The organism is Methylobacterium sp. Gmos1 (genome assembly GCF_053764715.1).
This window is the reverse complement of the sequence record NZ_JBSNCC010000006.1, coordinates 121,635-135,502: the sequence shown is the minus strand read 5'-3', so window position 1 is coordinate 135,502 and position 13,868 is coordinate 121,635. Positions and strand designations below refer to the sequence as shown.

At 71.4% G+C, this 13,868-nt stretch carries 15 protein-coding genes; 5 read left to right on the top strand and 10 right to left on the bottom strand.

All coding sequences use genetic code 11. The annotated features are described in order from the left end of the window. Positions 1-86: 86 nt before the first annotated feature. Both ACS5PV_RS14410 and ACS5PV_RS14405 read right to left on the bottom strand, forming a co-directional pair. Positions 87-1,043 (bottom strand): LysR family transcriptional regulator, encoded by a 957-nt coding sequence (locus ACS5PV_RS14410; protein WP_455396012.1) that lies wholly within the window; start codon positions 1,041-1,043, stop codon positions 87-89. Between the two features lie 156 nt (positions 1,044-1,199). After that, entirely contained in the window at positions 1,200-2,381 is a 1,182-nt protein-coding gene (locus ACS5PV_RS14405; RefSeq protein WP_455396011.1) for a cupin domain-containing protein, read from the bottom strand. Positions 2,382-2,556: 175 nt separating this feature from the next. Between ACS5PV_RS14405 and ACS5PV_RS14400 the strand changes: the two genes are divergently transcribed. Continuing rightward, positions 2,557-2,994, top strand: coding sequence for an EamA family transporter (locus tag ACS5PV_RS14400; protein WP_455396010.1), 438 nt, complete (start codon positions 2,557-2,559; stop codon positions 2,992-2,994). 36 nt (positions 2,995-3,030) lie between these two features. On the opposite strand, the gene ACS5PV_RS14395 is transcribed toward ACS5PV_RS14400, so the two are convergent. Further along, the gene (locus ACS5PV_RS14395) at positions 3,031-3,624 is read right to left on the bottom strand and encodes a hypothetical protein (RefSeq protein WP_455396009.1); all 594 of its coding nucleotides are present in this window, start codon (positions 3,622-3,624) and stop codon (positions 3,031-3,033) included. Positions 3,625-3,789: 165 nt separating this feature from the next. After that, on the bottom strand, positions 3,790-4,944 hold the full coding sequence (locus tag ACS5PV_RS14390; RefSeq protein ID WP_455396008.1) for a hypothetical protein: 1,155 nt from the start codon (positions 4,942-4,944) through the stop codon (positions 3,790-3,792). A 102-nt stretch (positions 4,945-5,046) separates the two neighbouring features. On the opposite strand from ACS5PV_RS14390, the gene ACS5PV_RS14385 reads away from it, so the two are divergent. The 3 genes from ACS5PV_RS14385 (at position 5,047) to der (ending at position 7,991) form a co-directional block, all read left to right on the top strand. Continuing rightward, positions 5,047-5,640 (top strand): NnrU family protein, encoded by a 594-nt coding sequence (locus ACS5PV_RS14385; protein WP_455396007.1) that lies wholly within the window; start codon positions 5,047-5,049, stop codon positions 5,638-5,640. A gap of 93 nt (positions 5,641-5,733) precedes the next feature. Beyond that, positions 5,734-6,549, top strand: a complete 816-nt coding sequence (locus ACS5PV_RS14380) for a tetratricopeptide repeat protein (RefSeq protein WP_455396218.1) — start codon at positions 5,734-5,736, stop codon at positions 6,547-6,549. A 98-nt stretch (positions 6,550-6,647) separates the two neighbouring features. Then, entirely contained in the window at positions 6,648-7,991 is a 1,344-nt protein-coding gene (gene der / locus ACS5PV_RS14375; protein ID WP_455396006.1) for a ribosome biogenesis GTPase Der, read from the top strand. Positions 7,992-8,034: 43 nt separating this feature from the next. Here der and ACS5PV_RS14370 read toward each other — a convergent pair whose 3' ends face one another. After that, positions 8,035-8,205, bottom strand: coding sequence for a hypothetical protein (locus ACS5PV_RS14370; RefSeq protein WP_455396005.1), 171 nt, complete (start codon positions 8,203-8,205; stop codon positions 8,035-8,037). Between the two features lie 465 nt (positions 8,206-8,670). Here ACS5PV_RS14370 and ACS5PV_RS14365 point away from each other — a divergent pair, with 465 nt between their 5' ends. After that, entirely contained in the window at positions 8,671-10,362 is a 1,692-nt protein-coding gene (locus ACS5PV_RS14365; RefSeq protein WP_455396004.1) for a methyl-accepting chemotaxis protein, read from the top strand. A 36-nt stretch (positions 10,363-10,398) separates the two neighbouring features. Here ACS5PV_RS14365 and ACS5PV_RS14360 read toward each other — a convergent pair whose 3' ends face one another. The 5 genes from ACS5PV_RS14360 to ACS5PV_RS14340 form a co-directional block, all read right to left on the bottom strand. Further along, the gene (locus tag ACS5PV_RS14360; protein WP_455396003.1) at positions 10,399-10,986 is read right to left on the bottom strand and encodes a TetR/AcrR family transcriptional regulator; all 588 of its coding nucleotides are present in this window, start codon (positions 10,984-10,986) and stop codon (positions 10,399-10,401) included. A gap of 2 nt (positions 10,987-10,988) precedes the next feature. Then, complete coding sequence (locus tag ACS5PV_RS14355) at positions 10,989-11,453, bottom strand: nuclear transport factor 2 family protein (RefSeq protein WP_455396002.1); 465 nt, start codon at positions 11,451-11,453, stop codon at positions 10,989-10,991. 174 nt (positions 11,454-11,627) lie between these two features. Beyond that, entirely contained in the window at positions 11,628-12,308 is a 681-nt protein-coding gene (locus ACS5PV_RS14350) for an MgtC/SapB family protein (RefSeq protein ID WP_455396001.1), read from the bottom strand. Between the two features lie 207 nt (positions 12,309-12,515). Beyond that, positions 12,516-12,806, bottom strand: coding sequence for a PepSY domain-containing protein (locus tag ACS5PV_RS14345; RefSeq protein WP_455396000.1), 291 nt, complete (start codon positions 12,804-12,806; stop codon positions 12,516-12,518). 117 nt (positions 12,807-12,923) lie between these two features. Then, on the bottom strand, positions 12,924-13,805 hold the full coding sequence (locus ACS5PV_RS14340; RefSeq protein ID WP_455395999.1) for a LysR family transcriptional regulator: 882 nt from the start codon (positions 13,803-13,805) through the stop codon (positions 12,924-12,926). Positions 13,806-13,868 lie beyond the last annotated feature (63 nt).

Sequence of the window (13,868 nt, the reverse complement as noted above, 5' to 3'; positions counted from 1 at the left end):
GTTCAGTTGCACCTTCTCGGGTTCACAACTGAAACGAGCATTCCGATAATTTTCAGTTACCGGCGATCGACTCGTGCGCCAGGGATTCAGGGATTACCTGTTATATCTTGCGGGTTCTCTTGCGCCTCGGCCGAGAGGCTGTGGATGCAGGCCGCGACCTGCCGGCGCAGCCAGGCGTGGCCGGGATGGCGCTCGACCCGCCGGGCCCAGACCAGGACCGAGGCGGTGACCGGCAGGTCCGGATCCGCCGGCAGGGCCGCGCAGGCGACCGGGTGCACCGTCGCCAGGGTGCGGGCGATCCGCTCGGCCATCACCGCCACCAGGTCGGAGCGGGCGAGGATCGGCGCCGCCGACAGGAACGGCGCCGCCATCGCGACCCGGCGCGGGGGGAGGCCCCGGCGGGCGAGGATCGCGTCGAGGAAGCCGACGTCGTCGCCGGTCGAGGAGACGACGAGGTGCGCGAGATCGGCGAGGCGCTCGTAGGTGAGGGGCTGGCCGAGCGCCGGATGCCCGCGCCGCGCCACGACCGCGAAGCCGTCCCGGATCAGCGTGGTGGTGCCGAAGCGCTCGCCCTCGACCCGGCCGGCACCGACGATGCCGAGATCGACGTCGCCGCGATCGAGCAGGTCGTCGACCCGCACCGTGCCGCTCGGGCTCATGTGCAGGCTCAAGGACGGCGCCCGGCGGGCGATCCACTCGGCGATCGGCGCGGCGAGCACCACCGCGGCGGTGTTGTTGAGCACCAGCCGGAAGCTCGCGGAGGAGGAGGCCGGGTCGAACCGGTCCTGGTGCAGCGCCCCCTCGATCTCGGCCAGCGCCCGGCGCACCGGTTCGGCGAGGTCGAGGGCGCGGGGCGTCGGGCTCATGCCCTCGGGCCCGCGCACGAACAGCTCGTCGCCGAGCGCCCGGCGCAGGCGCTGGAGCGCATGGCTCACCGCCGACTGGCTCAGGCCCAGCCGCTCGCCGGCGCGCGTCACGTGGCGCTCGCGCATGATCGCGTCGAACACGATGAGCAGCTTGAAGTCGAACGCGTCCCAGTTCACGGGAGCGGTTTGTAGCCGAGGGACGGGCGCGACGCCACGGCCCAACCCTCCCCCCCACGGAACTCGAGTAAGCCCGAGTTCCGCATCCTCTGCCCAAGTCGGGCAAGCCCGACTTGGGATGGGGGGAGGGTTCACGCGCGCCGCGAACCGCTTATCTCACGCCTGCTTCAGCTTCGTGATCGTCTCGCCCGGCACACCGGTAAAATTGTTCGACAGGAGGTAGCGCGGGCTCGCCTTGATCCAGGTGTCGAGGTCGATCTCCTCGAACTTGCCGTTGTCCCAGGTCTGGACGATCTCCAGGTCCTCGTCGCCGATGTTCTTGATCGCGTGGCCGAAGCCCATCGGGATGTAGGCGACGTCGCCGGGCTTGAACTCGGCGACCTTGCCGCGCCCGCCCGAGCCGAACAGCGCCACCTGGCCCTTGCCCTTGAGGTAATAGTGCCACTCGTTGGCGTTGACGTTCCAGTGCAGCTTGCGCATCTGCCCCGGCTTGATCGTCATAACGCCGCCCGACATCGTCTTCTGGATCGGCCACTCGTCGACGGTCGCGAGCCGGAAGGTGCCGCCGTCGAACTCGCGCACCGCGCGGGGATCCTTGAGCAGGCGGAACTTGTGGGTCGATTCCTTCGGCCAGGGCGCGTCGAGGGCCTCCGACACCGGCACCACGGGGCCGGCCTGGATGTAGGTCTCGCCCTTCGGGAAGGCGTCGAGCGCCTCCTTCGTGAGGCCGAATTCCAGCGCCAGCATGTCCTTCGGCGTCACGTCGATCCAGTCGGTGATCGAGAACGTGCCGTGCTCCGAGAAGGCGCCGTTGTCGAACGACAGGATGAAGTGGCAGGGCTTGTCGCCGATGGTCTGGATCGAGTGGCCGTGACCCTTCGGGAAGTACCAGAGGTCGCCGGGCTCGTAGTTGTTGATCTCGCTGGCCCCCGACGGATCGAGCACCACGGTCTGGCAGCGCCCGTCGATGACGTAGGCCCACTCGGCCGCGATGGCGTGCCAGTGCAGTTCGCGCGAGGCGCCGGGCTCCAGGAACATGTGCACGCCCGCGATCCCCTTGCTGATGGGGAACTGGTGCACCGTCGCCTCCTTGGCCCAGCCGCCGGAGGTCACCTTCGGCCGGTTGCCGTCGAGGGAGAAGTGGAAGTCGGGCATCGCCCCGACATCCTTGGGATCGTGGTAGGCGACCTTGGCGCCCGGCGGCAGCGAGACCGCCTGGCGGCCGAAGCCGCCGTCGCCCGGGTTGCCGTGGTCCTGCTCTAGCGCCTTCGCGCCCGTCGCCATCACGCTGGCGCCGAGCGCCGCGCTTCCCAGAAACAGCCGCCGCGTCTGGTCCATGGTGCGTCCCCCTTCGCGCCGGTCTCGAGGCCGGCCGCCATCCGTCGGGCCCCGTCGCCGGGGTCGTGGTGCGGGAAAGCTGGAGGAGGACGGTGCGCCAGTGAAACGCATTGTCGGCATTCGCACATGGCGGTCATGCATGATGCCGCACGGCGATGGAACGAGGGATCGCGGGATGTCGGGTCAGGGAGTGTCTTGGCAGGTCTGGGCGCTGGTCTCGGCGGTGTTCACCGCGCTCACCGCGGTGCTGGCCCGGGCCGGCAGCGCCGGGGCGGACTCGGACGCCGCCGCCTTCATGCGCTCGGTGGTGATCCTTCTCGCCCTCGGCGCGCTCTGCCTCGCCACCGGCCAATGGCAGGCCCTGCGGGCGCTCACCGGACGCAATCTCGCCCTCTTGAGCCTGTCGGGCCTCGCCACCGCCGGCTCCTGGGCCTGCTACTTCCGGGCGCTGAAGGTCGGCGGCGCGGCTGAGGTCGCGACCCTCAACAAGCTGTCGATCGTGCTGGTGGCCGTGTTCGGCGCGACGCTGCTCGGCGAGCGCTTGTCGGGGGTGAACTGGCTCGGGGTCGGGCTCGTGGTGGCGGGCGCCTACCTCATCACCTGGCGGGGGTAGAGGCGAGCGGCCTCGTCCCCTGTCCAATCCGCGCCCTCACGGCGCCTGCAGGCTCGTCGCGATGCCGAGGCCGAGCGCGGTGCCGCCGGACGGGCGGTAGAGGGTGTTGAAGGCGGCCCTGTCGGCCAGCGTCGCGGCGCCGGGCTGGCCCATCTCGGCGTAGAACCGGCGCATGTTGTCGGTGCCGCGGTCGCTCAGCGTGTTGGCCTCGTTCCGGTTGCCCGGGCGGTGCGCGGTGTGGAAGCCGAGGCCGGAGCGGCCCGACATCCCCTCGTAGACGTCCTCGCCGTGGACGTAGTGGCGCCGCACGCCGCCGGCGAAGATCAGCGTGCAGGCGCTGTCGCACCGGGCCGCGTGGGCGTCCACCGCCGTGGCGAGGCCGGCGCGGCGGATCGCCCGGCCGATGGCGATGCCCTCCAGCACCTTGCCGCCGCCGCTGTCGAGGTAGACGACCCGCGGCGGCTGGGCGTGCGGCCCGGCGAGGAAGCGGGCGAAGGCCTCGCCGTCGCCCGGAACGATGGAGCCCGTGAGCGTCACCCGGTCGCCGCTCTCCGAGATGCTGACCGCCCGCGAGGAACCGGCCCCCGCGAGCGAGAGCGCCGCCGCGCATGCCAGGATTTGCCACCGCATCGCCGTCCCTCCCGCGCTTCCCCTCCGGCATCCTGACGCAGCGTGAGCGGGATGACCAGAGCGCGTCACGATCGCGCTGCCATCGCGAAGCTCTCCGGGCCTCTGGTTGCGCCGCAGACCTTCGACGAACCGGTATCCACTTCGTCGGAAGATGCCCCGGGGGCCTCACGGCCAGACCTTGATCGCCACCGGCCGCCGCACGAGGTCGCGCTCCGAGGTGACCTCGCAGCCCTTGGTCTTCAGCGTGACGGTGTAGAGCGTCGCGGTGTCGCCGACGGTGTCGAAGTTGCGGCCGGGCGCGGCCGGGTCGATGAGGGAGGGATAGCTGACGAGCTCGCCCCCGGCGGCGCACGGATCGTCGTAGAGCGTTGCCCCGGCGACGAGCAGGCGCGGCGCGTCCCAGGCGAGAAGGTCGCGCGACGTGCTCCAGTAGATCCCCGACCGCGAGAAGACGCCGCCGGCCTTGGCCTGGAACACCGCGATCCAGGCGCCGCTGCCGCGGTGGCGGCTCACCGAGCCGACCGGGGCCGGGAACGGGGCGATCGGCGTGCACGGGCCGGCGGTTCGCGCGCCTTTCAGGTATGGGTTCGGGAAGCGGGCGGTGAAGCCCTTGCCGTCCCACGCGCGCCAGCGGGCGGGATCCGAGACGTCGTCGCTGCGAAACAGGCAGGCGCCGAAGGGCTGGCCGGTCCAGCCGGTGGTCGAGGCGTAGAAGTAGCGGTATCGGCCGTCGGCGAAGATGTTCGAGGGGTTGAAGAAGCCGCGGTGGCGGCCCTGCTCGACCTCCTGGCGGAAGGGGGCCGCCGCGACGACCGCCGGCGGGCTCGCGCGGGTGAAGCTTCGCCCGCCGTCCGACGAGCGGGCGGCCAGCACGGCGTTGTACCAGCAGGCGAGCATGCCGGTGGCGCGGCAGCGGCCGTGGTCGTCGGCGTGGTACTCCTCGTGCAGCAGCGCCTCGATCCGGGTGCCGTCCTCGGTCCAGGTCGCGGTGATCCAGGTGCGGTCGTCGAAGGCCTCGGGCTCCGGCTTGAAGGCGGAATCGAGCACGATTTTGCAGTCGAGCTTCAGGCTGTCGAAGTCGCGGCCGCGCAGGGCCCGGTTGCGGTAGTGCATCCCGAACAGCGCGATCCCGCCATCGGCCTCGCGCAGGGCCCGGGCCGGGGCGTCCGGCACGTCGTGGCCGTCGCAGGCGTCGCGGCCGGCCTTGAATACCGTGCGGGGCGGGCCGACGAGCGTCAGCGCCGAGAGCGGAGGCTCGGCCAAGGCCGGCGCCGTCACGGCCGCGACGCAGAGACACGCGAGGAGAAGGCGGAGGAGCATGCGGCGTCCCTGGACTTGGGGTCCGAGCCTGTCCCAGAGTGCTTGAGGCTTGCTTATCGGCGATCCGCCGGATCGGCCGCCATCCCCGGGGACTTTTCTTCGATGCTGCTCCTGATCGTCGGCCTCGCGCTGTTCCTCGGCACCCACGCCTTCACGATGGCCCGCGGTCCCCGGGCCGCCCTGATCGCGCGGGTGGGGGAGGGGCCCTACAAGATCGGCTACTCGCTGGTCGCGTTGCTCGGCCTCGTCGTCACCGGGATCGGCTACGGCCAGTACCGGGCGAGCGGCATGATCGCGGTGTGGTCGCCCCCGGTCTGGACGCGCCACCTCGCCCTGCTCCTCGTGCTCCTCGCCTTCGTCAGCTTCGTCGCCGCCTACCTGCCGGGGCGGATCAAGGCGCGGCTCAAGCACCCGATGCTGCTCGGCGTGAAGATCTGGGCCACCGCGCACCTGCTCGCCAACGGCGACCTCGGCTCGATCGTCCTGTTCGGGGCGATCCTGGCCTGGGCGGTGATGGCCCGCATCAGCGCCAAGCGACGCGACGAGGTGAAGGCCCATGCCGGGCCGGTGGCGGCGCCCGCCGGCTGGCGCAACGACGCGCTCGCGGTGGTGATCGGCGTCGCAGCCTGGTTCGTGTTCGCCCGGGTGCTGCACCCCTGGCTCATCGGCGTCGCGGTCTGGCCGGGGCAAGCCTGAACCCTCGCCGGGCCTGACTTCCCGCCGGGACTGTGCTACGCGACCGGCCCTGTCGCACGGTCGCGGCGAAGAGCCAGGCGGCGAGCCAAAGAGATCATGAGCGAGAACGAGTTCATCCGCGAGGTCAACGACGAGTACCGGCGCGACCGCCTGGCCCAGATCTGGTCGCGCTACAGCGGCGTGTTCATCGGTCTCGCGGTGCTGGTGGTGCTGGGTGTCGGCGGCTGGCGCTACTGGCAGCACGCGCAGGCCCAGCAATCGGAGGCGGCGAGCCTGCGCTTCGAGGAGGCGCTGCGCCGCGCCAAGGGCGGGACGCCGGAGGATGCCGAGAAGGCCTTCGCGGGCGTCGCCGCCGACGCGCCGTTCGGCTACCGCCTGCTGGCGCGCCTGCGCGCCGCGGCGGAGGCCGGCAAGGCCGATCCGGCGGCCGGGGCCAAGGCCTACGCGGCGATCGCCGACGACACCGCGATCGGCCAGTCCCTGCGCGACCTCGCCCGCCTGCGCGGGGCGCTCCTCCTCGTCGACAAGGACGATGCCGGCGCGCTCAACAGCCTGCAGAGCCTCGCCGCCCCGTCGGGTGCCTTCCGCCACACCGCCCGCGAGACGCTCGGCCTCGTGGCGCTCAAGAAGGGCGACTTCGAGGGCGCCGGCCGCTGGTTCGACCAGATCGCCGCCGACCGCGAGACCCCCGCGGGCCTGCGCCAGCGGCTCGAGATCTATGTCGGCCTGGTCGCCGGCGGGCCGGTGCAGGTGACCGAGGCCGCGCCTCCGGCTCCGGCCGCGCCGCCGCCGCCCTCCCTCCTCAGGACGCCCCTGCCCGCGCCCGAGGCGCACGACCACGACGCGCAGGACCACGGCGCCCAGGAGGAAGCCCCGGCTCCCGAGGCTCCCGCCCCCGCGACGCGCTAGAAACCCCGTAGCGCGGGGCGCTTTCGTCCCGCATCCTATCGAAGAGGGCGGCGCGCCTCGCGGCGTGCCCGCCCGCTGCTATTTTCAGGAAGACCTCCATGTCGATGCCCATCGTCGCGATCGTCGGGCGTCCCAACGTCGGCAAGTCGACGCTGTTCAACCGCCTCGTCGGCAGGAAGCTCGCGCTCGTCGACGACCGCCCGGGCGTGACCCGCGACCGGCGCGAGGGCGAGGTGCGCCTCGGCCACCTGCGCTTCCGCATCCTCGACACCGCAGGCCTCGAGGAGGCCGAGGCCGATTCGCTCGCCGGCCGCATGCGCGCCCAGACCGAGGCCGCCATCGCCGAGGCCGACGCGGTCCTGTTCGTGATCGACGCCCGCGCCGGCCTGCTGCCGGCCGACCAGCCCTTCGCCGAGCTGGTCCGCCGGGCCGACAAGCCCGTCATCCTGCTCGCCAACAAGGCCGAGGGCGGGGCCGGCATGGCCGGCGCCTACGAGGCCTTCGCGCTGGGCCTCGGCGACCCCGTCCCGCTCTCGGCCGAGCACGGCGAGGGCATGGGCGACCTGCTCGACGCCCTCGAGGCGGTGCTGCCGGAATCCGACGACGACGACGAGGACGGCGCCGAGGGCAAGCCGCTCAAGGTCGCGATCGTCGGCCGGCCGAATGCCGGCAAGTCGACGCTGATCAACCGGATGCTCGGCGAGGACCGGCTGCTCGTCGGCCCCGAGGCCGGCATCACCCGCGACTCGATCTCCCTCGACTGGGAGTGGCGCGGCCGGCGGATCAAGCTGCACGACACCGCCGGGATGCGCCGCCGCGCCCGGATCGACGACAAGCTCGAGAAGCTCGCGGTCTCGGACGGGTTGCGCGCCGTGCGCTTCGCCGAGATCGTGGTCGTGCTGCTCGACGCCACGATCCCGTTCGAGAAGCAGGACCTCACCATCGTCGACCTCGTCGAGTCGGAGGGGCGGGCCCTCGTCATCGGCCTCAACAAGTGGGACCTCGTCGCCGACCAGCCGGGGCTGCTCAAGGACCTCAAGGAGAAGGCGGCCCGCCTGCTGCCGCAGGTGCGCGGCGCGGCGGTGGTGCCGCTCTCGGGCCTCGCCGGCGAGGGCATCGACCGGCTGATGCACGCCGTCGTCTCGACCGCCGAGGTGTGGAACCGCCGCGTCTCGACCGCGAAGATCAACGGCTGGCTGAGCGAGGCGACGCAGGCCAACCCGCCGCCGGCGGTGTCCGGCCGGCGGATCAAGATCCGCTACGCGACGCAGGTGAAGTCGCGCCCGCCGCACTTCGCCCTGTTCGGCAACCAGCTCGACGCGCTGCCGAAATCCTACACCCGCTACCTCGTCAACAGCCTGCGCGAGGCCTTCGACCTGCCGGGCGTGCCGATCCGCCTGTCGCTCCGGACCTCGAAGAACCCGTTCGACAAGGGCGAGTAGGATCTGGGCGAGTAAAATCCGGGCGAGCAGCGAGCGGCGGCGGTCAGCGCAGCTTCTGGTCGGCGGGGAGGTTGCGGGCGTAGGCCTCGCGCTCCTCCTTCTCGCGGATCATCTTCTCGTAGGCCGCCTTGGCTTCGGCCGAGACCGTGAGGGTGCGCGCCTGCGCGGCCTTGCGCTTGGGCGCGCGCTTGAACCGGTCGGTGGATTCGCTCATCGACTGACAGCCCCCGTTTGACTGGCCGGCGACGGATTTACCGCGTTCGCGCCGTCTTGGCGAACCGGTTTGTCTTGAAGAGCCGGATCGGCGTCCCGTCGGTGACCCGCCGGCAGGCGCTATAATGCAAGGCGCCCGGACGGGCGGTCGGCCGTGATCGCCCGCGAGGCGGCCCCGCCGCCCGCGGCCACCGCCGCAGCCGGCCAAAGCCGCACGGCTTGCCCATCGCACACGCATTCCGCTGCTCTCTTGGACTTTGCGGAAGTAGAAGTATCCTGCACGTGCGTGGCGAAAAGGCAGCTCATCGACGAGCTTTCACTACTAGACACAGATGGAGGCGGCGAATCTTGATTTAATATCACAATGGTCCTTTAACCGGCCGGCGCATAGCCTTGCGACCGTCGACAGCCTGCGGCGCGACGCGATCGAGCGCGGTCGGGGCCGCCCTGAATGCGAGAATCCGGGATGCGCGCCTTCAACGACCTGCCGCTCGTCGCCAAGCTGGCGCTGCCGGCCGGCCTCGTCCTCCTCGTCGCGCTCGGCCTGGTCGGCCTCGCGCGCAACGGCCTCGACGCCATGGGCCGGACGATGGGCGAGATCGTCGACGTGCGCACCAACCGGGCCGTGGCGGCCCTGCGGGTGGAGAACGCCGTGGCCGAGGCGGCGATCGCCCAGCGCAGCGTCATCATCGAGGGCAGCGACGAGGTGCGCCAGTCGCTGGCCAAGCAGCACCGGTCGGCAGAGGAGATCGCGGGCGCCGAGGCCGAGCGGCTCGTCGCCCTGGCCGGGAGCGCGGAGGAGCGCGCGCAGGACGAGGCCTTGCGCGCCCGGGTCGCCGACTACCTCGCCTTCTCGAACAAGGTGGTGACCAACGCCCAGCAGGGCATGACCGACGTCGCCTTCGCGCTGTCGAGCGAGGAGGACGTCGGACGGCGCGCCAAGGCGGCCGCGGCGATCGACGAGCGGGTCAAGGCGACGCTCGCGGACCTCGCCGCCGCCCGCGACGCCGCGCAGGTCGCCGCGGCGGCGACGAAGACCCGCCTGACCCTCGTCGCCGGCCTCGGCCTCCTCCTCGCCTTCTCGGTCCTCGCCGTCATCGCCCTCGTCGGCATCGCCCGGCCGCTCGCCCGGATGGCGCGGGCGATGAACGGGCTCGCGGCGGGCGACCTCGGAATCGCGGTCGAGGGCACCGGGCGGCGCGACGAGATCGGGGCGCTCGCCCGGGCGTTGCAGGTCTTCAAGGATTCCGCCGCCGAGATGCGCCGCCTGACCGAGCGGGAGGGCGAGCGGACCGAGGCCGCCGCCCGGCGCGCCGCCCTGGTCGACGGCCTGGCGCGGGATTTCGAGGCCGCGGTCGACCACCTCTCGCGCGACCTCGCCGGGGCCGCCGGCACCATGGAGGCCGCCGCCCGGGCGATGGCGGCAGGCGCCGAGGCCGGGGCCGGGCGCACCGACGCGGCGGCCGGCGTGGCGCAGCGGACCTCCGGCCACGTCCACGCCGTCGCGGCGGCGAGCGAGCAGATGACGGCATCGATCCAGGAGATCGTCCAGCAGGTCGCCCAGACCTCGCGCATGGCCGGCCAGGCGGTCGAGGATGCGCGCCGCACCGACGCCACGGTGGGCGAGCTGGCGGGCGCCGCCGGGCGCATCGACCGTGTGGTCGCGGTCATCGCCGACATCGCCGCGCAGACGAACCTTCTGGCCCTCAACGCCACCATCGAGGCGGCACGGGCCGGAGCCGCCGGCAAGGGCTTCGCGGTGGTCGCCGCCGAGGTCAAGGCGCTCGCCGGCCAGACCACCCGGGCGACGGACGAGATCACCGGCCAGGTCGAGGCGATCCAGGCCGCGACCCGCGCGGCGGTCGCCGACATCCAGCGCATCGGCCGGGTGATCGGCGAGATGTCCGCCTCCGCCGCCTCGGTCGCCGCCGCGATGGAGGAGCAGGGCGCGGCGACCCGCGAGATCGCCCGCAGCGTCGGCGAGGCCGCCGAGGGCACCGGCCACGTCACCGCGACCCTGGGCGAGCTCGGCCGTGAGGCCGGCGCGACCGGCCGCACCGCCGGCCAGGTCCTCGACGCGGCGCTTGCCCTCGCGCGCCATTCCGACGGGCTGACCCGCGAGGTCGGCGGCTTCCTCGCGGCCGTGAAGGCGGCGTGAGGGGCTGCTTTCGACCTTCAGCGACCCATCGCACGGTCAAGCGGACTGGGGTGGCGTCCTGGCGACCGCGTCGAGCAAGGTAGCATGCTGGCGATGGACGACCCTGAGGAAAGCAGCTTCGTCTCCCAGGGCTCGCGCCAGCACGATCGCGCCCTGTATCCCCGACACCGCCTCTTCCGCAATCCGCTCGGCCAGCGAGGCGGGAACTCCCGCGGTTTCGAGGCAATGAGCCAGTGCCGATATCCAGCGCGCGAAATAGCTCCTTGTCCGGACCGCGAAAGCCGCTCCGGAGGAGTTGAGGCCGAGACAGCCGACGAGGCATACCCTTCTGCCGGACCGGAAGTATGCCGTTACATCCTCGATCATGGACGTGACCGCCGCCGCCGGATCATGTGCCTGCTCCAGCGGCGCGAAGATCGTCGTCGCAAACCAGGAGTCGATGTCGGCAAGAACCGCCTCCATCATCTCCTCCTTCCCGCCAGGGAAGAAGTTGTAGAGGCTGCCCTTGCCGAGGCCGGTCGCCTTCGACAGCAGCGACAGGCTCGCACCCTCGAACCCATGCTCGCGGAATACTTCCGCCAGGGCCGACACTGCATCGGCACGCTCGGTCAGGACGCGCTTCACGCTCAAAGGCCGAGGTCGCTGAGCGAGGGATGATCGTCGGGTCGGCGGCCAAGGGGCCAACGGAATTTGCGCTCCGCCTCGGTGATCGGCATCTCGTTGATGCTGGCGTGGCGGTGCTTCATCAGTCCATCCTCGGCAAATTCCCAGTTCTCATTGCCGTAGGCGCGGAACCAGTGCCCGCTGTCGTCGCGATATTCGTAGGCATAGCGTACCGCGATCCGGTTGCCGGTGAACGCCCACAGTTCCTTGATCAGCCTGTAATCAAGTTCCTTGTTCCACTTGCGAGTGAGGAAGGCTTGGGCTTCGTCACGATTGGTCGCGAACTCGACCCGGTTCCGCCAGCGCGTGTCGAGCGTGTACGCCAGCGCGACCTTGGCAGCATCGCGCGTGTTCCAGCCGTCTTCTGCGAGGCGCACCTTCTCGATCGCGGATTCTCTGGTGAACGGGGGCAGCGGGGGTCGGGACATCGGATCACCTTCAGGAACCATCTTGTACCGATCGGTACAAGATGTCCGTTGGCGGGTCAATCCCTCTCGGGGGCAACTCCCTGCGGGCCGGTGACCCGGGATCCCGGCTTCAGGCCGACCGGCGTTCGTCGCCGCCGATGCCGGGGTGGGGTGGCGATCTCGGCCTACGCTGCCCTACGGCTTGACGGGCTCGACTTTCACGACGCCGGGATGCTTCCGTAGACGATCGGCGATCTCGTTGACCGAGGTGCGCGACAATCGCACGAACGAGATGCTGACCTCGTCCATCTCCGGGTCGTCATCGCTCTGCCGCACGATGAACTGGCGAACCCGCGAAGAGCGGGGACCGGCAACCTCTTGCAGCGCATCGATCGACAGCGTGCCGCGTCGTGCTGTGAGGGTGATGGGCAGGATCTGGAGCCGATCACGGTATCGTTCCTCAAGCGGCTTCACGCCCGCGAGGATGACGAGCACGATGACGGTCGTGGCGACGCCGGCGACGTAGAGGCCGCCGCCGATCGCCAATCCGATCCCGCCGATCGCCCAGAGGCTCGCGGCCGTGGTGAGGCCCTTCACCACCTCGCCGCGCAACAGGATGGTCCCCGCGCCGATGAAGCCGATGCCGGACACCACCTGCGCGGCGACGCGCGAAGGATCGAGCACGACGCCTTTCTGGCCGAGCACGTCGTTGAACCCGAAGGCCGACACCAGCATGATAAGGCAGGCACCGACGCACACGAGCATGTGCGTGCGGATGCCCGCGGCCCAGAGCAACCGCTCGCGCTCGAACCCGACCGCGCTGCCGAGCACGGCCGCGAGCGAGAGCCGCAAGATCATCTCGCCATTGCCCAGCATGGGAGGAGGCTCCTCGTTCTTGTAGGTAGGGTCTTTTCCAACGCGGCCCTGCCACCTCACATCCGGACCGACGGCCAAGAGCAAGCGCGCCGCGCACCTTGTGCGAGTGGTCAGCAGGATCGCTGGCTCGTCCGATGAGGGCGAGCGCAGGTTCTACGCGGTCCTGACGGTGAGCGCTGATGACGCGCTCCGGCTTCCTCTCTGCTGCTACGGCTCGCGCACTGCGTCCAAAGCCTGACAAGCCGCATCGGCTGTGATGCATCTGCGGCCATCCTTGACGGCCTCGCCTTCCCAATGGCCGTCGTCGGCACCGACCACGATGGCGCTGTAACCCTCGCTCTCCATGTGCTTCTTCAGGTCCGCCTTCGTTATCCAGTCCGCGCCGGGCTGGTCCTTCGCAAGGGCAGCGCCGCTGAAAGCAAGGCTGGCGACCAGGGCAAGAGCAAGGGACCGGTTCATCATCGTCTCCGGACTGGGATTGATGATGGCGAAACGCACCGAGGGGCAGGCTTGTTTCGCAGCGTCAGTCGCTGGCCCACCTTCCACCCTCAGCAGCCCTCCGCAGGTCAAGCCGACCCGATTTCGACCAGCCGCAGCAGGCGGCGCGAGGGCGTCTCACCCCGCGACGTAGGCCGCCAGCTCCTCCGGCGCGCCGCTCGGGAACGTCTCGCGCAGGTGGTCCAGGAAGGCGGAGACCCGGGCGCTGAGGAGCCGCCGCGACGGGTAGAGCGCCCACAGGGCGATGTCCGATCCCGCCACGTCGCCCCAGTGGGCCAGCCGGCCGGCGGCGAGGTCGTGCGCGACGAGGGAGATCGGCAGGCGCGCGGCGCCGAGGCCGGTGCGGACCGCGTCGCGGATCATCACGAGCGACGACAGGGACAGCACCGGCGCGACCGCGAGGCTCGACCCGTCGGCCAGGGTCCAGACCGCGCGCTCCTCCATCGCCCGCACCACCGCCGGGGCGGCGTCCCCGTCGGCCGGGCGCGCGAGGCCGGGGCCGGCCACCACCACCATCCGGTCGCGCAGGAAGGCGCGCCCGACCAGGGCCTCGTCCGGGTCCGGGTCGACCCGGATCACTAGGTCGTAGCCCTCCTCGACCATGTCGACGGCGCGGTCCTCGGCCGTCACCGCGACGCGGACCTCCGGGTACTTGAGCGCGAAGCCGGCCGCGACCTTGCCCATGGCGACCTGCGAGAACAGCAGCGGCGCGCTGATCCGCAGCCTTCCCCGCACCCGGCCACCGCCCGCGGCGATCGCCGCCGCGGTCTCGTCGAGCTCGGTCAGCAGGGCGCCGGCCCGCGCGTGGAGCGCGCGACCCTCCTCGGTCAGGCTCAGGACCCGCGCGCCGCGCTCGAACAGGCGCAAGCCCAGGCTCGCCTCCAGCTCGGCGACCCGCCGGGACAGCGTCGCCTTCGGCCGGCCGGTCGCCCGGGCGGCGCGCCCGAACCCGCCGTGGCGGGCGACGACGACGAAATCGGCGAGGGCGAGCAGGTCCATCCGTTCCATCCACGAGACGCTGCGTCCAGATCGGGCGCCTATCGGTCCGATCTTGGGTCGCTC